Here is a 22663-nt window from a genome sequence, read left to right as displayed (position 1 = left end):
GGGCGCGTGGGCAGAGGCCCCGGGCGGTTCAGCCGGTCCGCGCGGGCTGCCGGGCGGTGAGTTCGCCGAGCACGTCGAGGGCGAGCCGGCGGGCCAGATCCACCTTGAACGCGTTGTCGCGCAGCGGCCGCGCCTCGGCCAGTTCGGCGATCAGGGCGTGCTGGAACACGGCGGGCGTGGCCGGAGCCCCGCGCAGCTCGGCCTCGGCCCTGTGGGCCCGCCACGGCCGGTGGGCGACGCCTCCGAACGCGAGCGTGGCGTGTTCCACGCGGCCGGCGTCCACCCGGAGCGTGGCGGCGACGGAGACGAGCGCGAAGGCGAAGCTGGCGCGGTCGCGGGCCTTGCGGTACCGGGAGGCCGCCCCGGGCGCCGGCGGCGGGAGCACGACCTCGGTGATCAGCTCGCCGGGCCTGATCACGGTGTCCTGGTCGGGGTTGTCCCCCGGCAGGCGGTGGAACTCGGTGAGGGGGACGGTCCGTTGGCCCTCGGGCCCCAGGAGCACCACGGTCGCGTCGAGCGCGGCGAGGGCCACGGCCATGTCGGACGGGTTGGTGGCCACGCACTCCGGCGAGTGCCCGAGGATCGCGAGGTCGCGGTGGGTGCCCTCGCGTGCGGGGCAGCCGGAGCCGGGGAGCCGTTTGTTGCAGGGCTTGGCGACGTCCTGGAAGTAGCGGCAGCGGGTGCGCTGGAGCAGGTTGCCGCCGGTGGTGGCGGAGTTGCGGAGCTGGCCGGAGGCCCCGGCCAGCAGCGCCTGGGACAGCACGGGGTAGCCCTCGGTGACGTCGGGGTGGGCGGCGAGGTCGCTGTTGCGCACGGTGGCGCCGATGCTCAGGCCGCCGTCGTCCGTCCGGGCCACCCGGTCCAGTGGCAGCCCGGCGACGTCGATGAGGACCCGGGGCGTCTCCACGCCGAGTTTCATCAGGTCCACCAGATTGGTGCCGCCGCCGAGAAAGCGAGCGCCGGTGCCTTCCGCGCAGAGCCGGACGGCCTCGTCGGTGGAGGCGGGGCGCACATAGCCGAACGGTTTCACTCGATCACGTCCTCGATGGCTTCGACGATCCGGGGGTAGGCCCCGCACCGGCACAGGTTGCCGCTCATCCGTTCCCGGATCTCGTCGGCGTCGAGTGCGACGGGTCCGGCCGGTCCGGTGGCGGTGTCCGGTTCGGTGACGTGCGAGGGGTGGCCGTCCGCGGCCTCGCGGAGCATGCCCACGGCCGAGCAGATCTGGCCCGGGGTGCAGAAGCCGCACTGGAGGGCGTCCCGCTCGACGAACGCCCGCTGCACCGGATGCAGGCTCTCGCCGTCGGCGAGCCCCTCCACGGTGGTGATCGCGGCACCGTCCTGGGCGACGGCGAGCAGCAGGCAGCTGTTGACCCGCCGCCCGTCGACGAGGACCGTGCAGGCCCCGCACTGGCCGTGGTCGCAGCCCTTCTTGGCCCCGGTGAGCCCGAGGCTCTCCCGCAGCGTCTCCAGGACCGTGGTGCGGTGGTCGACGGTCAGCGTCGTCGGGTCACCGTTGACGTGCAGAGTCACGGTGGAGTGTTCGTCGACGACCGGTTCCGGTTCGAGGTCGGCCCCCAGAGCGAGGGAATCCATGCGCGCGCCTTTCGCTTCGCCGCGGGGCTGGGTCACCCCGGTCGTGTTCTCCTACCGGTCGTCAGCGGCTCTCCAGCCGCAGCCTGACCTCCTGCTCCTGGTCGCCCGCCGCCGTGCCGACGACGCTCACCGCGAAGGCGCCGGTGAGGTGCGTACGCAGCCGGTCGACGGCCCAGTAGCCGCCCTGGGCGTCCACCGTGACCGGTTCGGTGAGGCGGGCGGGAGTGGCGTCCGCCCTCGGTTCGGACACGTCCACGGTGGTGACCCAGACGGTCGGGCGGGGGCCCGAGGCCGACGTGGGGGTCTCGCCCATCGGGTGGTCGGACGCGAAGGCGGTGGCGAGCACGTCGAACACGGTCCGCGCGTCCTGCGTGTCACAGCGGCTGAGCGAGACCACCACCTCCCGGTCCGCCGGGTGATCCTCGCCGCTCTGCTGGGGGGTGCTGTTCACCGTGATTCCTTCCACTGGGGGTGCCGGCCGTCGGGTCCACTCCAGGCTGACCCCGCATCCGGCCGACGGCGACACGGGGAGCGTCCGGAAGAGGGCTTGAGCTCCCGGAGAGCGGGCAGGAGGGCGGTCCTGGCCCACGGTCTTGAAACGCGTTTCCCCTGAGATACCCATAAAACATGAATTGCTGTGAATAGCTGACTGCCGCCCTTCTCCCGGGGTATGCGCAGTACATGGACGTTCTGAATACAGTCAATGCGGTCGAGGCGTCGGCCGAGGTCCCGCTCGCGGCGAGCGCGGGGGCCCTCGGGGTCGTCCTGCCCATCGTGGGGCTGGCCGTCGTCGCCCTGCTGATCGGCGGCTTCATCCTCACCAAGCGCAAGCACGACGCCGAGCCGCCGCCACCCCAGCCCCATGAGCAGCCGGAGAAGCCGGATCAGCGCACCCACATCGACCAGCACGACCCGCACTCCTCCGACCGGTTCCCCGCGGACGGCCACGCCCTGTCCCCGTACGAGCTGAAGGACCACGGCAACGGTCCGCTGCCGCCCGACGAGGAGCGGCCGCGCGGCTGACGGCCCGACCCGCGAGGACAGCACGGCCATTCTCGGCGTGCTGTCCTTTGCTGCGCCGGGGCGAGCGACCAGGTCCTTCTCGACATCACGAATACCCCGCCGCGCGCCGGACGGTGACCCGGGCCCGCGTTGCGGGACCGGGCGGGCCGGTCGAGGCTGGTTGCTGGACCGCAGCGGCAGGGCAGGGCGCCGCTCCCCGACGAAGGCAGTGGACCATGACCGGAAGCGATCCCCGTACGGCCTCGGCAGCACCCCTCACGGGGCCGGCCGCACCGTGCTGGGTCACTCTCATGACCCGGAACCTGGAGACCGCCGAGCGGTTCTACGCTCAGGTCCTGGGCTGGTCGTTCCGCCCCGGGCGGCTCGGGGCGGACTACTCCGTGGCCTACCGCGGCGAGGTGCCGGTGGCCGGCGTCTTCGCCGTCTCCTCGGCGTACCAGGTCGCGGTGGCCTGGACGCCGTACTTCGCGGTGGAGGACGCGGACGTGGCCGCCGCCCGGGTCCGCGAACGCAGCGGGACCGTGGCGGTGGGACCCCTGACGCTCGGCAAGGGGCGCGGGGCGCTGGCGTCGGACCGGGAGGGTGCGTCCTTCGGCCTCTGGGAGCGCACCGAGGACTCGGCCTCGCCGCCGGCCCCGGCCGACCACGCGCACGCATGGCTGCGGCTGCGGACCCGTAACGCCTTCGACGCGGCGATCTTCTACGGCGAGGTGCTCGACTGGGCGAGCGGGCGGCCCGGGTGCTGCGACGTCGCCTACGAGGGCGACGAGGTCATCGTGCGGTGCGAGGGGCATCCGCTCGCCCGGATCAGCTCCGGGGCCGTGGAGGCGGACGTCGACCCGGTGGTGCGCCCGCACTGGCAGGTCCAGTTCCCGGTGGCGGACCTCGCGGCGACGGTCTCCGCGGCCGAGCGGCACGGCGGCGCCCTCGTCGAGGAGCGCACCGGCTTCGGGGGCACCGAGGTCACCCTGCGGGATCCGGACGGCGCGCTGTTCGCGGTGACCGACGTGCGCAGCCCGGCCTGACCCGCCTCAGGTGGTGTCGCTCCCCCGGTCGGACCTCTCGTCCTCGCCCCCGCCCTTCTCCTCGTCCTCGTCCTCGGGACCCCGTCGGCCGGAGCGCCCCCGGGCCAGGGCCCATATCGGGAAGACGAACCAGCAGGCGACGAACCAGAGGGCCATCGCTCCCACGAGCCACAGGGCCAGCTGGTTGTGCAGGGCGACGCGCAGGATCAGCAGGAGCACCGAACACATCGTGCAGAACAGCAGCACCAGGCCGAGCACGGTCATCCGGGAGGCCCAGATGACCGTCTCGGGCTTCATCCGGCGGCCGGTGAGGAGCCGGTGGTACGACACGGGGCCGATGAGCGCCGCCGCGGTCGCCGAGCCGAGCATCACCGTGACGACGTAGATGTTCCGGTCGGTGTCGCCCAGCTCCTCGAACCGCGACTGGAAGACCACCGCGAGCAGGAAACCGAAAAGGATCTGCACCCCGGTCTGGGCGACACGCAGCTCCTGGAGCAGTTCGGACCACTGCCGGTCCGCCCGCTCCTCCTGGGTCTCCTGACGGCCTCTGGTGGATGTCACGTGGGATCCCTTTCTCCTTGAGGGCCCGGCAGGGACGGCGGCGTGCCGATGGCCGGATCTCACAGGTTCCCCAAGAGCACGGGCGCAACCCCGTGGACCGGTGTGCGCGGCCCGCCTATGATCACGGCAGGGCATCGCGCGTCGGTCACCGGCCGGGTGAGGCGTGGAGGTAGCCCGTGAGATGCCCGTTGGAGGCATTCCACCGTGTCAGTCGAGTTGAACCACACCATCGTCCATTGCCGGGACAACCGCGAGTCCGCCGCATTCCTGGCGGACCTGCTGGGCCTGACGGTCGGAGAAGAGTGGGGTCCGTTCGTTCCGGTCGTTCTCGCGAACAGCGTCACGCTGGATTTCGCGACGGTTCCCGCCGCTTCGATCACCCCGCAGCACTACGCCTTCCTCATTTCGGAGGCGGAGTTCGACAGCGCGTTCGCGAAGATCCAGGCGCAGGGGATCGATTTCTTCGCCGATCCCCATCAGAGGATTCCCGGCGAGATCAACCGCAACGACGGCGGACGGGGCGTGTACTTCCCCGATCCGAGCGGTCATGGCATGGAGTTGATCACCCGCCCGTACGGCGGCTGATCGGCTTCTGAAGCGCCACGTCCCGGAGCCCGGCCCGCGCACTGCGGCCGGGCTCCGGTCGTTCCCGGCGGGACGCGCCTCAGCCGACGTGGAGCAGGAGTTCGGGGCGGTCCCACATGACCGCCGGCGGGTCGGCCCGCACCGTGCCGACGGGCTCGGCGCCGATGCTCCGGTAGAAGCCCTCGGCGGGCGGGTGGGAGACGATCCGGAGGCCCGTGAGCCCGGCGCTCCGCGCCTCCTCGCGCAGATGGGCAGCGAGCTGTCGGCCGACGCCGAGCCCCTGGGCGGAGTCGGCGACGAACATCAGGTCCAGTTCCGGCGGGTCGAGGAGCAGCGCGTAGAAGCCGAGGATCCGGCCCGTACCGTCCTCCGCGGCGACGAAGACCCGGTGCGCCTCGATGTAGTCCGGCCCGACCCGGTAGCCCTCGATCATCGGGGCGTACGGGCCCTCGTAGGCTCCCGAGGTGCGGACGAGCCGGGTCAGCCGGCCGGCGTCGCCCGCCGAGGCCCGGCGGACCGTCACGTCGGCACGCCGCGGTGCGCGTCCGCGCCGCCGTCCTGCCCTGCCCGATTCCATACGGCGAGTATGCGGCACCGTGGTGGCGGCTTCAGGCCGGGTCGCGTTCCTCGCGCCAGCGGCGGACGGTGCCGTCCACGTCGAAGGGGACCAGCCGCAGCGGCGGCCCCTCGGGAGGCATCCGGATCGCCCGCTCGATCTTCTCGTTCACCTCGGTCAGGATGCGCCGCACCTCGGCCTCGGTGCGGGCCGCGGCCACCGCGCGGGGTACGTCCTCCGCCTCTTTGCGCAGGGCCAGCGCGGGCGGCAGCATCGACACGCCTTCCCGCTGCATCTTCTGCTTGATCCACCAGGCCTCGTCGTACGGGCGTTCCAGGCCGGCGATCGGCTTCCCGAAGCCCGGGAGCGCGGAGAAGTCGCCGCGTTGCTCCGCCTCGTGGATCTGCCGGTCGACCCAGGACTCGAAACTGACTCCCGGTGGTTTGCGCTCCGTCATCGCGTGCCCTCCGACCCTCCGCCGATCCGACGCTTTCACCCTACACAGAGCGTGCGCGGAGCCCTCCCGGCACAGGGCCCTGCCTCGAACGGGGATCCGGGGGTACACGAACCCCTGCACCTCGTCCGGCGGTCGCCGCCGGGCTCGGACCGAAAGGGGTTGACCACTGTGCGACAGCAGAGCTACGTACCGGCCGATGAACGTCGGGGGCGGTAGCCATGACGACAGCGATCATCATCATCGCCGTGGTCGCCGTGGCGGCCATCGCCGCCTTCTTCCTTCTCCGTGGACGTCCGGTCGGCGGCAGGGGGCTGCGTGGCCGCTTCGGGCCGGAGTACGACCGTGTGGTCGCGCGGCACGGCGGGGACACCGCGGCGGCCGAGCAGGAGCTCGACGACCGGGTGAGTCGGCACGGACACCTCGAACACCGCCCGCTGACCGAGGAGGCGCGCGCACGGTACGCCGCCCGCTGGGCGAGCGCCCAGGAGCTGTTCGTGGAATCCCCGGAGCGGTCGCTCACCGAAGCCGACGCGCTGCTGGCCGATCTGTCGCGCGAGCGCGGCTTCCCGGACGGCGACGACTTCGAGGACCGTACGGACGCGCTCTCCGTCCACCACGCCGCGCACGTCGACGGCTACCGCCGGGTGCACGCCGCTCGTCGCGGGGAGGTGAGCACCGAGGAGATGCGTGAGGCCCTGATCGAGGCCCGCGGGCTCTTCGAGGTCCTGCTCGCGGACGGTCCGTCGGGGCGTGAACACGGCAACAGCAATCTGGTGAAGGGACGCAATACATCATGACGCGGACACCGAACGGCAAGACGGGTCTGCCCGAGGGCGCGGGCCCCATCGACACGGGTACGCCCGTGAGGAGTCCGGTCACGCCCGTGACGGCTCCGAGGACGGTCACGGGCGAGGAGCCGCTCGGCGGTACCGGGGCGGACCCCCGTACCGCCCCCGGCCCCACGGTCCCCGAAACCCCGGGCCACCCGGTCCCCCAAGCCGGACCGGACGCCGCCGGGGGACATGCCGAGGGCGGCCCCCACCCCGGCAGGCCGTTGTTCGCCCCCGAGGAACGGGAGGCGTACGCCGCCCGGATCCAGCAGGCGGTGACGGGCTTCGTGGAGGACCCGCACCGGGCGGTGCGGGAGGCCGACGCCGCCTTCGACGAGGTCGTCGCGAGCCTCGGGGCCGCCCTGGAGGAGCGCGGGCGGCGCCTGCGCGCGGGGCGGGACGGGAGCGACCCTGCCACCGGGGCGGAGACCGAGGACCTGCGGATCGCCCTCCAGCACTACCGCGACCTGACGGAACGCCTCGTGCGTCTGTAGCCGGAACCGCTTCAACACGTCGAAAGGTGGCCGGTCCGGCCGGGGAGCTCCCGGCCGGACCGGCCACCTTTCCGCGCCCCCGTCCTTGCGCCGGCGGCACACCGCGGCCGGTTCAGCCCCGGATCACCAGGCCGTCGCGCAGCCGCTCCAGTGCGGCGTCGGGTACGCGCAGCCCGTTGCGCACGTAACCGTCGAGGCCGCCCCAGCGTTCGTCCATGGCGTCGAGCGCCACATCCAGATAGCGGGGGCGGACCTCGATGATCGCCGCGGCGACGGCGGGGTCACCGCCACCGTCCAGGAACTTCGCCACGTACGGGGCGTAGGCAGCACGTACGGCGGGATTGACCGCGAGGAAGTCCGACCGCACCGTCGCGCGGGCCGCCCCCAGGAGCATCAGCAGGACGGCTGCCGCCCAGCCGGTGCGGTCCTTGCCCGCCGTGCAGTGGAAGAGCACCGGGCGCGCCCCGGGGTCGGCGGCCGTCTCCAGAAAGGCCCGGTAGGCGGCCGCGGCACCCGGCGAGAGGACCATCTTCCGGTAGGTCTCGGCGAACAGTTCCTCCGCCCTGCCGCCCCCCAGCGTCCGCTCCGCCTCCACCGGGTCGGCGAGCAGGGACCGCAGCCGGGCGGGCGCCACACCCGGGTGGTCGCCCAGCACATCGGCGACGAAGAGCCTGGCCCGGTCCGGCAGCCGGTCCGGGGCCCACTGGCGTTCGTCGGCGGTGCGCAGGTCCACGACGGTGCGGATGCCGAGCGCGGACACCGCCCGGTCGCTCGCAGGGTCGAGCTCGCTCAGCTGACCCGAGCGGAACAGGACGCCCTGCCGCACCCGGCGGTCACGGCCCAGGGCGATACCGCCCAGGTCGCGCAGATTGACAACGGTGGCGGCCGGAACGGTCCGGGCGGTCTGCACGATGAACTGCCTCTTTCCCCGATGAATTCCAGGAGTTCCACATATCAGGATCAACGTCGTGTGCAGCGAGGAAAGCGCCACCGGAGAACTCCGGGCGGCCCCCGGGGCGTCGGCCCGACATCAGTCCGACAGGAGCTTCGTCTTCTGCTCCACGAACTCCGCGTCGGTGAGGACGTCCCGCCTCCACAGTTCGGCGAGCCGCTCCAGCCGGGTGATGATGTCGTCCCCCGCGACCTCCTGGTCACCGGAATCAGCGGAATCACCGGTGCCGAGTCGCTCGTGCGCGACGAACGCGCCCCCGGCCTCGCGGGCCGCACGGGCGAGCGGCGTGGTCCACAGGTCCTCCCGGACGACGATCGCCACCACATCGCCCGCGGGCACCCCCCGGTCGAGCCTTTCGACGTCCTCCGCGCCCAGGACCGCCGCCCCGCCCTCCGCCGTATCGGCGGGAACCACTCCCTCGGGGTCAAGCTCCCGCAGTTCCACCGGGGCCAGCGCGCCGCCCTCGACCCTGCGTACGAAGGCCAGGTCGCCCGCCCGTACGGCTCCGGACGACACGGCGTCGGCGAGCGCGGGGGCGACCGCCCCGGTGAAACGACTGCCGGGGAAGGCGATGACGAGGTACTCCACAGGTCCGACGGCCACGGTCGCGTCCTCTCCGTGTCCCGGCGGCCACAGGGGCGCCGGGGTGGATACGGCATTCCAGGGATGGCATAAAATCAGGAAACTTCGCACATAATATGCATCTTCAACCCGATTCATCCCGATGTCGATGACCGTCGTGTTGCCGTCGTCCGTCCGCCCGCCCGGTTACGCGACCGTATGTAAAGGATCAAGTGCATCTCCGCGAGGGCAAGGTCACAGCCTGTGCCCCTGCTCCTCATTCGGCGCACTGGCCTAGCATCTGAGCATGACGGTCCAGCCTGCTGACGGGCTCTCTCCGGCCGCCGCGTTCCCCGACCCCTCCCATGACCAGTGGCAGAGCCTCGTAGAGGGCGTACTGCGCAAGTCGGGCAAGGAAGTCTCGGGCTCGGCCGCCGAGGAAGCGCTGTCCACCACACTGGAGGACGGGCTCACCACCCGCCCCCTCTACACCGCGCACGACGAGTCGCCGGACACCGGCTTTCCCGGCTTCGCCCCCTTCACCCGGGGCGGCAGGGCCGAGGGGAACGCGGCAGGCGGCTGGGGCGTGCGCCAACGTCATACCCTGACCGACCCCGTCCGGCTCAACGAGGCCGTGCTCGGCGATCTGGAGAACGGCGTCACCTCCCTCTGGCTCACCGTGGGCGGCCCGGTGGGCGTCCCCGTCGACGGGCTCGCCCGGGCGCTGGAAGGCGTGTACCTCGACCTCGCGCCCATCGCCCTAGACGCCCCCACCGACCTGGACGCCGCGGCGACGGAGCTGCTGCGGCTGTACGGGGAACGCGGCGTCGCGAAGAGCGAGGCGCGCGGCACGCTGGGGGCCGACCCGCTCGGCCACGAGGCCCGGACGGGCGCCGGGGCGGACCTCACCTCCGCCGTGCGCTGGGCGCGGGTGTGCGACGCGGAGTACCCGGGAATCCGGGCCATCACCGTGGACGCGCTCCCCTACCACGGGGCCGGCGGTTCGGCCGGCGAGGAGCTGGGGCTCTCCCTGGCCGCCGGCGTCGCGTACCTGCGGGCCCTGACCGGTGCCGGGATGAGCGTGGAAGCGGCCTGCGGGCAGCTGGAGTTCCGCTACGCGGCCACCGCCGACCAGTTCCTGACCATCGCCAAGCTGCGTGCGGCACGCCGGCTGTGGGCGCGGGTCGCCGAGGCCTCCGGAGCCCCTGGCGCCGGATCCCAGCGGCAGCACGCCGTCAGCTCGCCGGTGATGATGACGCGCCGCGATCCGTGGGTGAACATGCTGCGCACCACGCTGGCCACGCTGGGCGCGGGGGTGGGCGGCGCGGACTCCGTGACCGTGCTGCCGTTCGACCACGCACTGGGCCTGCCCGACGCGTTCGCGCGGCGGATCGCCCGTAACACCTCGACGATCCTCATGGAGGAGTCGCACCTGGCACGGGTCATCGACCCGGCGGGCGGCTCCTGGTACGTGGAGCGGCTGACCGACGAACTCGCCTCGGCCGCCTGGGCGTTCTTCCAGGAGACCGAGCGGGCGGGCGGCCTCCCCGCCGCCCTGCGCTCCGGGACGGTCGCGGAGCGGCTCGCCGCCACCTGGGCGGCGCGCAGTGCGAAGCTGGCCCGCCGCAAGGAGCCGATCACCGGGGTGAGCGAGTTCCCGCAGCCGGGCGAGCGCCCGGTGGAGCGGGAGCCCGCGCCCGACGCGTACGCGTGCACTCCGGGCGGGTTGCCCCGGGTCCGGCGCGACGAGGCGTTCGAGGCGCTGCGCGCCCGCTCCGACGCCCACCTCGCGGCGACCGGGAGCCGCCCGAAGGTGTTCGTCGCCGCGCTCGGCCCGACCGCCGCGCACACCGCGCGGGTCTCCTTCGCCGTCAACCTGTTCGGGGCGGGCGGGATCGAGGCGGTCCACGATCCGGTGTCGGTGGACGCGGACGCCGCCGCCGGCGCGCTGAGCGCCTCCGGGGCGACGGTCGCCGTTCTGTGTTCGTCGGACGCGCTGTACGCCGAGCAGGCGGAGCAGGTGGCCGGTGCGCTGAAGTCGGCGGGAGCGGTAGGGGTGTTCCTCGCAGGGCGCCCCGGCGAGTACGCCGATGTCGACGCCCATGTCTTCGCCGGCTGCGACGCGGTCGCCGTTCTCACCTCCGTACTCGACCGCATGGGAGTGGCGTGATGCCGACATCGCCCGCGGATCGGAAATCCTCCGTTCCCGACTTCTCCGAGGTGCCGCTCACGGCGGCCGCGCCGCCCGCCGGTTCCGCCGAGGAGTGGCGGGCGGCCGTGACGAAGGCCGCCGACGGTTCCGAGGCCCCGGTCTGGGAGACGCCCGAGGGCATCACGGTCAAGCCGCTCTACACCGGTGAGGACCTGGAGGGCCTGGACGCGCTGCACTCGTATCCGGGCATCGCCCCGTATCTGCGCGGGCCCTACCCGACGATGTACGTCAACCAGCCCTGGACGATCCGTCAGTACGCCGGTTTCTCCACCGCCGAGGAGTCCAACGCCTTCTACCGGCGCAACCTCGCGGCCGGCCAGAAGGGCCTGTCGGTCGCCTTCGATCTGCCCACCCACCGGGGCTACGACAGCGACCACCCGCGGGTCACCGGCGACGTCGGCATGGCCGGGGTGGCGATCGACTCGATCTACGACATGCGCCAGTTGTTCGACGGCATTCCGCTGGACCGGATGTCGGTGTCGATGACGATGAACGGCGCGGTGCTCCCCGTGCTGGCGCTGTACATCGTGGCCGCCGAGGAACAGGGCGTGCCGCCCGAGAAGCTGGCCGGGACCATTCAGAACGACATTCTGAAGGAGTTCATGGTCCGCAACACCTACATCTATCCGCCGTCGCCCTCGATGCGGATCATCTCCGACATCTTCGCGTTCACCTCACGGAAGATGCCGCGCTACAACTCCATCTCGATCTCCGGCTATCACATCCAGGAGGCCGGGGCGACCGCCGATCTGGAGCTGGCGTACACGCTGGCCGACGGGGTGGAGTATCTGCGGGCCGGACGTGAGGCCGGGCTGGACGTCGACGCGTTCGCGCCGCGGCTGTCGTTCTTCTGGGCGATCGGCATGAACTTCTTCATGGAGGTCGCGAAGCTGCGGGCGGCCCGGCTCCTGTGGGCGCGTCTGGTGCGGCAGTTCGACCCGAAGAACCCCAAGTCCCTCTCCCTGCGCACCCATTCGCAGACGTCCGGCTGGTCGCTGACCGCGCAGGACGTGTTCAACAATGTGACGCGTACGTGCGTGGAGGCGATGGCCGCGACGCAGGGGCACACCCAGTCGCTGCACACCAACGCGCTGGACGAGGCGTTGGCGCTGCCCACCGACTTCTCCGCCCGCATCGCCCGCAACACGCAGCTCCTGCTCCAGCAGGAGTCCGGCACCTGCCGGGTCATCGACCCGTGGGGCGGCAGCGCGTACGTGGAGAAGCTGACGCGGGACCTGGCGGACCGGGCCTGGAGCCACATCGAGGAGGTCGAGGCGGCCGGCGGCATGGCGAAGGCCATCGACTCGGGCATCCCCAAGCTCCGGGTGGAGGAGGCCGCCGCGCGCACGCAGGCGCGGATCGACTCCGGGCGACAGCCGGTGATCGGGGTGAACAAGTACCGGGTGGAGACCGACGAGAAGATCGACGTCCTCAAGGTCGACAACTCCTCGGTGCGCACCCAGCAGATCGAGAAGCTGCGCCGACTGCGCGAGGAGCGCGACGAGGCGGCGTGCCAGGAGGCGCTGCGCGCGCTGACAACTGCCGCCGAGCGTGACCCGGGCCCGGGCCTGGAGGGCAATCTGCTGGCGCTGGCGGTCGACGCGGCGCGGGCCATGGCCACGGTCGGGGAGATCTCGGACGCGCTGGAGAAGGTGTACGGACGGCACGCCGGGCAGATCCGTACGATCTCCGGTGTGTACCGCAAAGAGGCAGGAGAGTCCCCTTCGGTGGACCGCACCCGCGCACTGGTCGAGGCCTTCGAGGAGGCCGAGGGCCGCCGTCCGCGCATCCTCGTCGCCAAGATGGGGCAGGACGGGCACGACCGGGGCCAGAAGGTGATCGCCACGGCCTTCGCCGACCTGGGCTTCGACGTGGACGTCGGCCCGCTGTTCCAGACGCCGGGCGAGGTGGCGCGGCAGGCCGTCGAGGCCGACGTGCACATCGTGGGCGTCTCCTCGCTGGCGGCCGGGCACCTCACGCTCGTGCCCGCGCTGCGCGAGGAGCTGGCCGCCGAGGGCCGTGAGGACATCATGATCGTGGTGGGCGGGGTGATTCCGCCGCAGGACATCGAGGCGCTGCACGAGGCGGGCGCCGCCTCCGTCTTCCCGCCGGGGACGGTGATCCCGGACGCGGCCCACGACCTGGTCACGCGGCTCGGCGCCGCGCTCGGCCACGAGCTGTGAGCCGCTGACCGGATGGCTGCGAAGATCGACATCGACGGTTATGTGCGGGGAGTCCTCGACGGTAAGCGGGCGTTCGTGGCGCGCGCCATCACGCTCGTCGAGTCGACACGGGCCGAACACCGGGTGCTGGCCCAGCAGTTGCTGAGCCGGCTGCTGCCGCACGCGGGGGCGGCCCGGCGGATCGGGATCAGCGGGGTGCCGGGCGTGGGCAAGTCCACGTTCATCGACGCGCTCGGCACGATGCTCACGGGGCTCGGGCACCGGGTGGCGGTCCTGGCGGTCGACCCGTCCTCCAGCCGTACGGGCGGCTCCATCATGGGCGACAAGACCCGGATGGAACGCCTCGCGGTGGATCCGGCCGCCTTCGTCCGCCCCTCCCCCACGGCGGGCACGCTGGGCGGGGTGGCCAAGGCGACCCGGGAGTCCATCGTGGTGATGGAGGCGGCGGGTTACGACGTGGTGCTGGTGGAGACGGTGGGCGTCGGACAGTCGGAGACGGCGGTGGCCAACATGGTCGACACCTTCCTGCTGTTGACGCTGGCCCGTACCGGCGACCAGTTGCAGGGCATCAAGAAGGGCGTCCTGGAGCTGGCGGACGCCATCGCGGTCAACAAGGCCGACGGCCCGCACGAGCGTGACGCCCGCTCGGCCGCGCGCGAACTGGCGGGCGCGCTGAGGCTGATGCATCCGGTGGACGCGGCCTGGACACCTCCGGTGCTCACGTGCAGCGCCCGTGAGTCGAGCGGTCTCGACACCCTGTGGGAGCGGCTGGAGCAGCACCGGACCCTCCTGGAGACGAGCGGCCGGCTGGCGGCCAAGCGCCGCGACCAACAGGTGGACTGGACGTGGACGATGGTCCGCGACGCGCTGCTGGACGGTCTGCACAGCCACCCGGCGGTGCGGAAGCTCGCGCCGGAGCTGGAACAGCGGGTCCGGGAGGGCGCGTTGACGGCGACGCTGGCCGCCGAGGAGATCCTCGCGGTGTTCCGCGGGGGCGAGTTCCGTGAGACAGGAGCGCACCGCGAGGGCGGCGCGGGAGAGTCCGGCTGAAGGCGTCGCCGTCGCCCGCCGGGGCGGGTGGGGACGCGACCGTGACGACCCGGGCGCGATCGCTCCCGGCCGCTGGACAGGAGAGCGCGAATATTGTCGCAGCGCTGTTATATTAGCGCTGTGACACCTTCCGATCCCACCGCGCGCCCCGACCCCTGGCACTCTCTCCACGAACTTCTGGCGGCCATGGATGCCGAGATCGAGCAGGTCTACGTCGAGCGGGGCATCGAGGGCGTACGGCCCCGATTCGTCTATCCGCTGATCCGGCTCGCGCACACCGGACCGTTGACCATCCGCGAGCTCGCGAAGTCCCTGGGGCGCTCGCACTCCGCGATCAGCCAGACCGTCGCCGCCATGCGCGACGCGGGGCTCGTCACCTCCGAGCCCGGGCCCGACGCCCGCACCCGGCGCATCGACCTCACCGACCGCGGCCGGTCGCTGGTGCCGTTCCTGGAGGCGGAGTGGCGTGCCACCCACAGCACGGTCGCCGAGCTGGACGGCGAGGTCCCGTACGCGATGACCGCCGTCGTCGAGGAGGTGCGGCAGGCCTTGGAGCGCAGGTCGATGCGGCAGCGGATCCTCCACCACCTGACCGAGCCACCCCGTTGAAACGGCGTGTCGGCGGCCCGTTCCTCGACACCCGACCGCTCCGGGGAAATCAGCCGTTCCGCGACCTGTGGATCGGCACCTCCGCCTCTCAACTCGGCGGCCAGACAGCCAACGTGGCGGTGCTGGCCCAGGTCTGGGAGTTGACGGGCAGCCCGGTGGGCACGGGTGCCATCGGGCTCGCCACCGGTCTGCCGATGGTGCTGTTCGGCCTGGTCGGCGGGTCCCTCGCCGACGCCTGCGACCGCCGTACGGTGGTACGCGCCGCCACCGCGGGACAGGTACTGGCCGCCGCGGGGCTCTGCGCCCAGGCCCTGGCGGACAACCGCAGCGTGCTGCTGCTGCTCGCCCTGGTCGCCGTGGGAACGAGTTGCGGCGCTCTCGGAGCACCCGCCCGGCGCACCTTCCCGGTCCGGCTCCTGCCGAGCGACCAGGTGGCGGCCGGGCTCGCGTTGACCAACGTCTCCTTCCAGACGGCGATGCTGACCGGCCCCGCGCTGGCGGGGCTGATCATCGCCGGCTGGGGCTTCTCCGCCGCGTACGCGGCCCAGGCGGTGGCCATGACGGTCGCGTTGCTCGCGGTGGTCCGCCTCCCCGCCATGCGCCCCGAAGGCACCGACGCGTCAGACGGCGCGCCCCGGACCGAGCGTGGCGGCCTGCTGACCGTGCTGCGCCGCCCGACGCTGTGGGGCTCGATGGCCACCGACCTGTCCGCGACGCTGCTGGCCATGCCCATCGCGCTCTTCCCCCTGGTCAACGAGATCCGCTTCGGCGGAGACCCCCGGACCCTCGGCCTGTTCCTCTCCGCCGTCGCGGTCGGAGGGATCACGGCCGGCCTGCTCTCCGGCACGGTGACGCGTCGGCGCCGCGCCGGTCTCGTGCAGCTGTACGCGGCAGGGATCTGGGGGCTGGCGCTGGCCTGTTTCGGTCTGGCGGGGCCTCTGTGGCCGGCGCTCGGCTGCCTGGCGGTGGCGGGGGCCGCCGACACCGTCTCCGTCGTCACCCGCAGTGCGCTGGTCCAGTTGGAGACCCCGGACGCCTACCGGGGGCGGGTCTCCTCGGTGGAGCACGTCATCGGCGTCGCGGGCCCCGAACTCGGCAACTTCCGCGGCGGTCTGGTGGCGTCGGCCACCTCGGCCTCCTTCTCGCTGATCTCCGGAGGGCTGTCCGCCGTCCTCGCGATCGCGGTCGTGTACGCGACCAACAAGCCCCTTCGCGCCTACCGCACACCGGCCGCCCCCGAGAAGCCGTCCGCCCCCACGGCTCTCGCCCCGGCGCAGCTGCCAGACGTCGGCGTCGCCGACGAACACCCGGCCCGAGCGTGGCTCGTGGAGCCGGGCCATGGAGCGCAGGAGGGTTGATTTGCCACAGCCGTCGGGGCCGACGATCGCCCTGACCCGCCCGGAGGGCACCGTCAGGTCGACCTCGTCCACGGCCGTCTGACGCTGCGGCCCTGCCGCCGCCACCGAGGGTGGTGGGAACCCGAACGTCGGAGTTCCCACCGCCCTCGACGCGTGCCGGGCTCCCGCACGACGCGCGTCCATCCGACGGACGATCCGGCCGATGTACCGACGGTGTACCGACGGACGATCCGGCCGATGTGCCGACGGTGTACCGACGGATGTTCCGTCACGCTCCCGACGCACAGTGGTACAGTGCGGTGAGCACATGTGTTTGCCCCGTCTCATCGGGCACCGGTGCTGATTCCTCTCCATCGCTGTCGCGCCCGTCCTTTCCGACCGGCGATCCAGCTTCTTCCCAGCGTTTTCGCTGTCTCTCCGGCCCGGGGCTTCCGTCCCCCGGTGCGTGGCGTGATTCCTGCCGCCCCTCCGTACGCCGGTCCCCTCATTCGCCTGTCCGCGAAAGGACCCCCTCCCATGACCACCACACTCGAACGCCCCGTGACCGGGAAGCAGCGCCCCGTCCGGGTCGTCGGCCTCCTCGACACCGCCGACGACGGCCACGGCATGCTCCGTGTCCACGGCGGCCACCCCTCCCCCGACGACATTCAGGTGTCGTCCGCCCTGATCCGCCGCCTCGGACTGCGCAAGGGCGACGCCGTCGAGGGCGGCTGCGACCGGCCCCGTGTCCTGTCCTCGGTGGACCGTGTGAACGGGCTCGCCCCAGAGGACCTGCAAGGTCGGGCCCGCTTCCGCGACCTGACGCCGGTCCACCCCCGTGAGCGGCTGCGCCTGGAAACGCCGCACGGCGGGCCCGCACCGCGCATCGTCGATCTCGTCTCCCCCGTCGGCAAGGGCCAGCGCGGCCTCGTCGTCGCACCGCCCCGGACGGGGAAAACGGTGCTGTTGCAGCAGATGGCCGCCGCCGTCGCCACCAATCACCCGGAGGCGCACCTGATGGTGGTGCTGCTGGACGAGCGGCCCGAGGAGGTCACGGACATGCGCCGCTCCGTACGCGGCGAGGTGTACGCGTCGACCTTCGACCGGCCCGCGCGGGAGCACATCGCCCTGGCCGAACTCGCCGTCGAGCGCGGTCGGCGCCTCGTCGAGCAGGGCCGGGACGTGGTGATCCTGCTCGACTCCCTCACCCGACTGTGCCGGGCCCACAACAACGCGGCCCGCGCGGGCGGTCGGACCCTCAGCGGTGGCGTCGACGCGGCGGCCCTGACCGGCCCCAAGAAACTGTTCGGCGCGGCCCGTTGTGCCGAGGAGGGCGGTTCGCTGACCATCCTGGCGACGGCCCTCGTGGAGACGGGTTCACGGGCCGACGACTTCTTCTTCGAGGAGCTGAAGGGCACCGGCAACATGGAGCTGCGCCTGGACCGCGCCGCCGCCGAAGCGCGGATCTTCCCGGCGGTCGACGTCACCCGCTCCGGCACCCGCCGTGAGGAACTTCTCTTCGGTCAGGGCGAGTTGGCTGCCGTGAGGGCCCTGCGCCGCGCCCTGAGCACGCGGGACGGCCAGGGCGCCCTTCAGGTGCTGCTCGACAGGGTCCGGCGCACCCCGGACAACGCGGCCTTCCTGCGGCAGGTGCAGCCGACGGTGCCGGGCGCCTGAGCGCGCCCGGCACCGGCCGGCGTGCGGATTCCGAACGAAGGGATCAGGCCTCGCCCAGCGCCTCGGAGACCAGCGCCCGGGCCTCCTCCTGGACCTGGGCGAGGTGGCCGGGGCCCTGGAAGCTCTCCGCGTACACCTTGTAGACGTCCTCGGTGCCCGAGGGGCGGGCGGCGAACCAGGCGCTGTCCGTGCAGACCTTCAGGCCGCCGATCGGCGCTCCGTTGCCGGGTGCCTCGGTGAGCACCGCGGTGACGGGTTCTCCGGCCAGGGTGTCGGCCTTGACCTGCTGCGGGGAGAGCCGGGCCAGGACGGCCTTCTCCTCGCGGGTGGCGGGTGCGTCGACGCGGGCGTACGCCGGGTCGCCGAAGCGGTCGGTGAGCCGCGCGTAGTGCTCGGAGGGGGTGGAGCCGGTGACGGCGGTGATCTCGGAGGCGAGGAGGGCCAGCAGGATGCCGTCCTTGTCCGTGGTCCAGACCCGGCCGTCGCGGCGCAGGAAGGAAGCCCCGGCGGACTCCTCGCCGCCGAAGCCGAGGCTGCCGTCGTAGAGGCCGTCGACGAACCACTTGAAGCCGACCGGGACCTCCACCAGGGTGCGGCCGAGGTCGTGGGCGACCCGGTCGATCATGGACGAGGAGACCAGGGTCTTGCCGATGCCGGTCCCGGCGGCCCAGCCGTCGCGGTGGGTGTAGAGGTAGTCGATGGCGACGGCCAGGTAGTGGTTGGGGTTCATCAGGCCGCCGTCGGGGGTGACGATGCCGTGCCGGTCGGCGTCGGCGTCGTTCCCGGTGGCGATGGTGTACGCGTCACGCTGGGCGATCAGCGAGGCCATGGCGTGCGGGGACGAGCAGTCCATGCGGATCCTGCCGTCCCAGTCAAGCGTCATGAACCGCCAGGTGGGGTCGGCGAGCGGGTTGACGACGGTGAGGTCGATCCGGTGGCGTTCCGCGATCCGCCCCCAGTAGGCGACGGACGCGCCGCCGAGGGGGTCCGCGCCGATGCGGATGCCCGCGTCCCGTACGGCGTCCAGGTCGAGGGCGGAGGGCAGGTCGTCGACGTACGCGGTCAGGAAGTCGTACCGGTGGGTGGTGTCGGCGGCCAGGGCCTGGGCGTACGGCATCCGGCGGACCACCCCGAGTCCCGCCTCGATCAGGGCGTTGGCCCGGTCCTGGATCCAGGAGGTGGCGTCGGAGGCGGCAGGCCCCCCGTTCGGCGGGTTGTACTTGAAGCCGCCGTCGGCGGGCGGGTTGTGCGAGGGGGTGACCACGATGCCGTCGGCCAGGTGCTCGGTGCGGCCGTGGTTGTGCGTGAGGATGGCGTGCGAGACGGCGGGGGTCGGGGTGTAGCCGTCCTCGCTGTCGATGAGGACGGTCACCCCGTTGGCGGCGAGCACCTCCACGGCGGTGACCCGGGCGGGTTCGGACAGCGCGTGGGTGTCCGCGCCGAGGAACAGGGGGCCGTCGGTGCCCTGGCGGGCGCGGTAGTCGCAGATCGCCTGGGTGGTCGCGGCGATGTGGTCCTCGTTGAACGCGGCGGCGAACGCCGAGCCGCGGTGGCCGGAGGTCCCGAAGGCCACCCGCTGGGCGGGCTCTGCGGGATCGGGGTGGAGGGCGTAATAGGCCGTCACCAGCCGTGCCACGTCGACCAGGTCTGCGGACTGCGCCGGGTGACCGGCCCGTTCGTGCACCATCGGGGCTCCTCGTACGTCTTCGTCGTCGGCCGGCCCGTGGGGAGACGGGCCCGGCGCACCGGGGAAACGATCACCCCGGTCCGTACCCGATTCTGCTCTCCCGGCCGCCCCGGTGCGCGACCGGTTCACGCCTTCCTCGTGTCGCTCCCCGGCCGGAGCGGCGTCGCGCCCCCGGTCCGGAGCGGGCCGGGGGCGCGACGACGTACGGGTGGGGGCTCAACGGCCCTGGAGCGACCTCACGTTGTCTCCGAAGGTCCAGCCCCTGGAACCGTCCCAGTTCAGGGACCAGGTCATCAGCCCCTTGAGGGAGCCGTTGTAGTGGTTCCAGGCCTGCGAGACGAGCCCGGTGGACATGTGGCCGCCGCCGGCGCCGGGCTGAGCGGGCAGGCCGGGGACCTGCTTGTCGTAGGGCACCTTGATGGTGGTGCCCTGGATGACCAGCCCCTTGTTGAGGCAGTCGGTCTGGGCGGTGAAGCCCGCGACGGTGCCGGCGGAGTAGGAATCGCCGGAGCAGCCGTACATGCTGCCGTTGTAGTACTGCATGTTCAGCCACCACAGGCGGCCGTTGTCGGCGTACTTCTTGATGATGGGCAGGTACGAGCCCCAGATCGAGCCGTAGGCGACGCTGCCGCCGGTGACGTACGCCGTCTCGGGGGCCATGGTGAGACCGAAGTTCGGCGGCATCGCGGCGAGGACGCCGTCGATGATGCGGATGAGGTTGGACTGCGACGCGGACAGCTGGTTGATGTTGCCGCTGCCGACGAGGCCGGTCTCGATGTCGATGTCGATGCCGTCGAAGTTGTACTTCTTCAGGATCGGGACGATCGTCTGGACGAACCGGTCGGCCACCTTGCTGGAGCTGAGGTCGATCCCTGCCGCGGCTCCGCCGATCGACATGAGGGTGGTGAGGCCGGAGGCCTTGGCCTGACACATCTCGGCGGGGGTGGCGACCTTGACGGTGTTGTCCATGCCGTCCTCCCAGAGGACGGTGCCGTCGGAGCGGATGACGGGGAAGGCCGCGTTGATGACGTTGTAGCCGTGCTGGGTGATGCGGGAGTCGGTGATGGGGATCCAGCCGAGCGGCGGGTGCACGCCGTTGGCCGCCCCGTCCCAGTTCTCCCAGTACCCCTGGAGCACCTTGCCCGTGGGCTTCGACTTGACCGCGCAGGTCTCGGCGGCCGCGCTGTTCGTCTCCGCGGCCCTCGGCGGCGCGGCTCCGACCAGCATCGGTACGACGAGTGCCGCTGCCAGGCCGAGGCCCAGCAGTCGTGAGGTACGCCCCATGATCCGTACGTCCCTTCCAGCCCGGGTCCGCCGCCGACGGGGCGAAAGGTTCGCCCCGCCCCGCCCTGTGTCGTGACCCTGCCAAACCGTAGAATGGTCCAGACCTTCGGTCAAGAGGTCTGGACCAGACCCTCCTCGCGATCCGGCTGAAGGACCGGACGTTCTCGGGCGCGTCCTTCCAGTGGGACGCCTGGGAACGGTGTCCGGTGTGCCGGGAGGAGCTCACCGAGCGTGACCCGGTGCCGTTACCTGGCGTCCGGTTCCTGGCGGGGCGCCGTGCGCACGCCGTCGTGGATCGAATGGGCCATGATCACGGTTCCGTTGTAGGTGCCGTCGTTGATGGTGTTGTGGTTGATCGACACGGTGGTTCCGGCGGACTGCCGGGGCGCCAGCTCGTCGAGCAGGTCCCGTAGCTCCGCCGCGGCCCCGGGGTTGTCGCGCAGGGCCCGACGGAGCCTGATCCGCCACTCGGCGGCGACGTCCGCGGCACCGTCCTCGTCGCCGTTCCGGCGTGCCGCGATCAGCTCCTCACGGGATTCCTCCAGTTCCGCGTCGATCACCTCGACGTCCTCGCCCCGCGCCAGGAACCGGGCCACCCGCCCGCGCGCCTGCGTCCAGGCCTCCGTCACCATCAGGCCCACGAAGGCCGTCGCCCCCGATGCCGCCAGTGCCGTCAACTCGGCTTCCACCGAACCCCCTCCGCCTCGCCTGTCGTGCCGGTACGGGTGCGCGACCCGTCGCTGGTGCAACCGTAGAGAGCGATCCGCCCCCACGGAAGCGGAATCGGAGGCGCGGCGCAGAGCAGTTCCGGCCACGTCGGCCGACCGTGCGGGCGGGCCTGTGCGCCGCGCCGCCGTTCGGGGCCGTTCGGGCCCATTCCGGTCGGGAACGGCGGTCGCGCAACCATGCACGCGCCCGATGCGTGATGATGGGTGAGGGGCCGCGACACGACGGCGTTGCGCCGACGCCGCCGGCCGACGCCCCGGAAGGGCGGTCGCCATGTCCGCAGCCGGAATCAGGACCTCGGCCGCAGTGCTGTTCACCGCACTCGTGCTGCTCGTCGCGGCCGCGTGCACGGGCGGCGACGGTTCGTCGCCCTCGCCCCGCAGCAGCTCTCCTTCCGGCACGGGCCGGGCCGACGTACTCGCCGTAAAGATCGACAATGTGGCGCCCGCACGTCCCCACACCGGTCTGGAGCGGGCCGACATCGTCTACGTCGAGCAGGTGGAGGCCGGCCTGAGTCGGGTCCTCGCCGTGTACTCCTCCGCTCTGCCGCCGGTCATCGGGCCGGTGCGCAGTGCGCGGGAGACCGATCTGGAGCTGCTGCGACAGTTCGACCGGCCGACGCTGGCCTTCTCGGGCGCCCAGAGCAGGCTGCTGCCGGTCATCGACCGTGCGCCGCTGGACCCCGTGCCGCCCTCGAAGGCCCCGGGAGCGTACTTCCGGGGCCCGGACCGGCCCGCGCCGCACAATCTCTATCTGCGGCCGGAGCGGATCCCGTTCGAGGCCTCCGGTGTGAACGCCGTCGAGGAGCTGGGGCTCGAGGTCGGCGCGCCGCCTCCCGGCGGGGAGCCGGAGGACCGCCGCACGGTTCGCTATCCGTCCGCGTCCGTGACCTTCACCTGGTCCGCCGAACGCGAGCGGTGGCTCGTCTCCCTGGACGGCTCCCCCGCCCGCACCGCCGAGGGCGGACGGCTCGGGCCGGCACGGTCGTCGTCCAGGACGTGACCGTCAGGCCGTCGGACTTCCGCGACCGGTCCGGGAACACCAGCCCGTTCACCGAGACCATGGGTTCGGGGAGCGCGGTCGTCCTGCGGGACGGCCGGGCGTACGAGGCCCGGTGGGCACGGAGCGCGGCCGACGCGGACACGGTGTACACCACCCCCGACGGACAGCGCGTCGATCTCGCCGAAGGGCCGCTGTGGATCCTGTACGCGCCGCGCGGGGGCGCCTGAGCGACTGCCCGCCGAAGCGCCCCGGCGGA

General features: G+C 72.4%; 22 protein-coding genes and 2 pseudogenes. 12 read left to right on the top strand and 12 right to left on the bottom strand.

Annotated features, from left to right (window positions below; translation table 11 throughout):
• Positions 1-28 precede the first annotated feature (28 nt).
• The 3 genes from AC3CH1_RS34735 to AC3CH1_RS34725 all read right to left on the bottom strand — a co-directional run bounded on the left by AC3CH1_RS34735 (position 29) and on the right by AC3CH1_RS34725 (position 2047).
• A complete protein-coding gene (locus tag AC3CH1_RS34735) occupies positions 29-1030 on the bottom strand; it encodes an FAD binding domain-containing protein (protein ID WP_488466512.1) in 1002 nt (333 codons plus the stop codon).
• Entirely contained in the window at positions 1027-1596 is a 570-nt protein-coding gene (locus AC3CH1_RS34730; protein ID WP_488466511.1) for a 2Fe-2S iron-sulfur cluster-binding protein, read from the bottom strand. The genes AC3CH1_RS34735 and AC3CH1_RS34730 overlap by 4 nt, the downstream gene beginning before the upstream one ends.
• A gap of 61 nt (positions 1597-1657) precedes the next feature.
• Complete coding sequence (locus tag AC3CH1_RS34725; RefSeq protein ID WP_488466510.1) at positions 1658-2047, bottom strand: hypothetical protein; 390 nt, start codon at positions 2045-2047, stop codon at positions 1658-1660.
• Between the two features lie 230 nt (positions 2048-2277).
• Here AC3CH1_RS34725 and AC3CH1_RS34720 point away from each other — a divergent pair, with 230 nt between their 5' ends.
• Positions 2278-2619, top strand: coding sequence for a DUF6479 family protein (locus tag AC3CH1_RS34720; RefSeq protein ID WP_488466509.1), 342 nt, complete (start codon positions 2278-2280; stop codon positions 2617-2619).
• A gap of 215 nt (positions 2620-2834) precedes the next feature.
• Entirely contained in the window at positions 2835-3644 is an 810-nt protein-coding gene (locus AC3CH1_RS34715; RefSeq protein ID WP_488466508.1) for a VOC family protein, read from the top strand.
• 6 nt (positions 3645-3650) lie between these two features.
• Here AC3CH1_RS34715 and AC3CH1_RS34710 read toward each other — a convergent pair whose 3' ends face one another.
• Positions 3651-4205, bottom strand: a complete 555-nt coding sequence (locus tag AC3CH1_RS34710; RefSeq protein ID WP_488466507.1) for a DUF6328 family protein — start codon at positions 4203-4205, stop codon at positions 3651-3653.
• A gap of 204 nt (positions 4206-4409) precedes the next feature.
• On the opposite strand from AC3CH1_RS34710, the gene AC3CH1_RS34705 reads away from it, so the two are divergent.
• Entirely contained in the window at positions 4410-4790 is a 381-nt protein-coding gene (locus tag AC3CH1_RS34705) for a VOC family protein (protein ID WP_488466506.1), read from the top strand.
• Between the two features lie 79 nt (positions 4791-4869).
• On the opposite strand, the gene AC3CH1_RS34700 is transcribed toward AC3CH1_RS34705, so the two are convergent.
• Positions 4870-5367, bottom strand: coding sequence for a GNAT family N-acetyltransferase (locus tag AC3CH1_RS34700; protein WP_488466505.1), 498 nt, complete (start codon positions 5365-5367; stop codon positions 4870-4872).
• 31 nt (positions 5368-5398) lie between these two features.
• Positions 5399-5803, bottom strand: coding sequence for a DnaJ family domain-containing protein (locus AC3CH1_RS34695; protein WP_488466504.1), 405 nt, complete (start codon positions 5801-5803; stop codon positions 5399-5401).
• A 218-nt stretch (positions 5804-6021) separates the two neighbouring features.
• On the opposite strand from AC3CH1_RS34695, the gene AC3CH1_RS34690 reads away from it, so the two are divergent.
• A complete protein-coding gene (locus AC3CH1_RS34690; protein ID WP_488466503.1) occupies positions 6022-6600 on the top strand; it encodes a hypothetical protein in 579 nt (192 codons plus the stop codon).
• A complete protein-coding gene (locus AC3CH1_RS34685) occupies positions 6597-7127 on the top strand; it encodes a hypothetical protein (RefSeq protein ID WP_488466502.1) in 531 nt (176 codons plus the stop codon). The genes AC3CH1_RS34690 and AC3CH1_RS34685 overlap by 4 nt, the downstream gene beginning before the upstream one ends.
• A gap of 112 nt (positions 7128-7239) precedes the next feature.
• On the opposite strand, the gene AC3CH1_RS34680 is transcribed toward AC3CH1_RS34685, so the two are convergent.
• Together AC3CH1_RS34680 and AC3CH1_RS34675 are read right to left on the bottom strand one after the other, a co-directional pair.
• The gene (locus AC3CH1_RS34680) at positions 7240-8037 is read right to left on the bottom strand and encodes a tyrosine-protein phosphatase (RefSeq protein WP_361869887.1); all 798 of its coding nucleotides are present in this window, start codon (positions 8035-8037) and stop codon (positions 7240-7242) included.
• 120 nt (positions 8038-8157) lie between these two features.
• Positions 8158-8682 (bottom strand): DUF6325 family protein, encoded by a 525-nt coding sequence (locus tag AC3CH1_RS34675; protein WP_488466501.1) that lies wholly within the window; start codon positions 8680-8682, stop codon positions 8158-8160.
• A 265-nt stretch (positions 8683-8947) separates the two neighbouring features.
• Here AC3CH1_RS34675 and AC3CH1_RS34670 point away from each other — a divergent pair, with 265 nt between their 5' ends.
• The 5 genes from AC3CH1_RS34670 to AC3CH1_RS34650 all read left to right on the top strand — a co-directional run bounded on the left by AC3CH1_RS34670 (position 8948) and on the right by AC3CH1_RS34650 (position 16052).
• Positions 8948-10810, top strand: coding sequence for a methylmalonyl-CoA mutase family protein (locus AC3CH1_RS34670; RefSeq protein ID WP_488466500.1), 1863 nt, complete (start codon positions 8948-8950; stop codon positions 10808-10810).
• The gene (gene scpA, locus AC3CH1_RS34665) at positions 10810-13035 is read left to right on the top strand and encodes a methylmalonyl-CoA mutase (RefSeq protein WP_488466499.1); all 2226 of its coding nucleotides are present in this window, start codon (positions 10810-10812) and stop codon (positions 13033-13035) included. The genes AC3CH1_RS34670 and scpA overlap by 1 nt, the downstream gene beginning before the upstream one ends.
• Positions 13036-13047: 12 nt before the next feature.
• Positions 13048-14085, top strand: a complete 1038-nt coding sequence (gene meaB, locus AC3CH1_RS34660) for a methylmalonyl Co-A mutase-associated GTPase MeaB (protein ID WP_488466498.1) — start codon at positions 13048-13050, stop codon at positions 14083-14085.
• Between the two features lie 120 nt (positions 14086-14205).
• Positions 14206-14694: a MarR family winged helix-turn-helix transcriptional regulator gene (locus tag AC3CH1_RS34655; RefSeq protein ID WP_488466497.1), complete on the top strand. Its 489-nt coding sequence runs from the start codon at positions 14206-14208 to the stop codon at positions 14692-14694.
• Complete coding sequence (locus AC3CH1_RS34650) at positions 14691-16052, top strand: MFS transporter (protein ID WP_488466496.1); 1362 nt, start codon at positions 14691-14693, stop codon at positions 16050-16052. Before AC3CH1_RS34655 ends, AC3CH1_RS34650 begins: the two co-directional genes overlap by 4 nt.
• On the opposite strand, the pseudogene AC3CH1_RS34645 reads toward AC3CH1_RS34650, so the two are convergent.
• Positions 15954-16157, bottom strand: a pseudogene (locus tag AC3CH1_RS34645) (ATP-binding cassette domain-containing protein); the annotation flags it as partial. The gene AC3CH1_RS34650 and the pseudogene AC3CH1_RS34645 sit on opposite strands and share 99 nt — an antisense overlap.
• Before the next feature lie 411 nt (positions 16158-16568).
• On the opposite strand from AC3CH1_RS34645, the gene rho reads away from it, so the two are divergent.
• A complete protein-coding gene (rho, locus tag AC3CH1_RS34640) occupies positions 16569-17708 on the top strand; it encodes a transcription termination factor Rho (protein WP_488466495.1) in 1140 nt (379 codons plus the stop codon).
• Between the two features lie 43 nt (positions 17709-17751).
• On the opposite strand, the gene pgm is transcribed toward rho, so the two are convergent.
• From pgm to AC3CH1_RS34625, 3 genes are all read right to left on the bottom strand, one after another.
• Entirely contained in the window at positions 17752-19395 is a 1644-nt protein-coding gene (pgm, locus tag AC3CH1_RS34635) for a phosphoglucomutase (alpha-D-glucose-1,6-bisphosphate-dependent) (protein ID WP_488466494.1), read from the bottom strand.
• 216 nt (positions 19396-19611) lie between these two features.
• A complete protein-coding gene (locus tag AC3CH1_RS34630; RefSeq protein WP_488466493.1) occupies positions 19612-20679 on the bottom strand; it encodes a chitinase in 1068 nt (355 codons plus the stop codon).
• Between the two features lie 245 nt (positions 20680-20924).
• A complete protein-coding gene (locus AC3CH1_RS34625) occupies positions 20925-21368 on the bottom strand; it encodes a hypothetical protein (RefSeq protein ID WP_488466492.1) in 444 nt (147 codons plus the stop codon).
• Between the two features lie 310 nt (positions 21369-21678).
• Here AC3CH1_RS34625 and AC3CH1_RS34620 point away from each other — a divergent pair.
• Positions 21679-22634: pseudogene (locus AC3CH1_RS34620) on the top strand (DUF3048 domain-containing protein).
• Positions 22635-22663: the final 29 nt, after the last annotated feature.

The organism is Streptomyces sp. MGP-P1, from assembly GCF_057766565.1.
Note: the sequence above shows the minus strand (reverse complement) of the source record. Positions and strands in the feature narration are given on the sequence as shown.

What these genes read in the sequence shown, in the direction of transcription:
- AC3CH1_RS34720 (WP_488466509.1), top strand. Translation starts at nt 2,278, where the DNA reads ATGGACGTTCTGAATACAGTCAATGCGGTCGAGGCGTCGGCCGAGGTC.
- AC3CH1_RS34730 (WP_488466511.1), bottom strand. Translation starts at nt 1,596, where the DNA reads ATGGATTCCCTCGCTCTGGGGGCCGACCTCGAACCGGAACCGGTCGTC.
- meaB (WP_488466498.1), top strand. Translation starts at nt 13,048, where the DNA reads ATGGCTGCGAAGATCGACATCGACGGTTATGTGCGGGGAGTCCTCGAC.
- AC3CH1_RS34700 (WP_488466505.1), bottom strand. Translation starts at nt 5,367, where the DNA reads ATGGAATCGGGCAGGGCAGGACGGCGGCGCGGACGCGCACCGCGGCGT.
- AC3CH1_RS34670 (WP_488466500.1), top strand. Translation starts at nt 8,948, where the DNA reads ATGACGGTCCAGCCTGCTGACGGGCTCTCTCCGGCCGCCGCGTTCCCC.
- AC3CH1_RS34690 (WP_488466503.1), top strand. Translation starts at nt 6,022, where the DNA reads ATGACGACAGCGATCATCATCATCGCCGTGGTCGCCGTGGCGGCCATC.
- rho (WP_488466495.1), top strand. Translation starts at nt 16,569, where the DNA reads ATGACCACCACACTCGAACGCCCCGTGACCGGGAAGCAGCGCCCCGTC.
- AC3CH1_RS34685 (WP_488466502.1), top strand. Translation starts at nt 6,597, where the DNA reads ATGACGCGGACACCGAACGGCAAGACGGGTCTGCCCGAGGGCGCGGGC.
- pgm (WP_488466494.1), bottom strand. Translation starts at nt 19,395, where the DNA reads ATGGTGCACGAACGGGCCGGTCACCCGGCGCAGTCCGCAGACCTGGTC.
- AC3CH1_RS34695 (WP_488466504.1), bottom strand. Translation starts at nt 5,803, where the DNA reads ATGACGGAGCGCAAACCACCGGGAGTCAGTTTCGAGTCCTGGGTCGAC.
- AC3CH1_RS34715 (WP_488466508.1), top strand. Translation starts at nt 2,835, where the DNA reads ATGACCGGAAGCGATCCCCGTACGGCCTCGGCAGCACCCCTCACGGGG.
- AC3CH1_RS34630 (WP_488466493.1), bottom strand. Translation starts at nt 20,679, where the DNA reads ATGGGGCGTACCTCACGACTGCTGGGCCTCGGCCTGGCAGCGGCACTC.
- scpA (WP_488466499.1), top strand. Translation starts at nt 10,810, where the DNA reads ATGCCGACATCGCCCGCGGATCGGAAATCCTCCGTTCCCGACTTCTCC.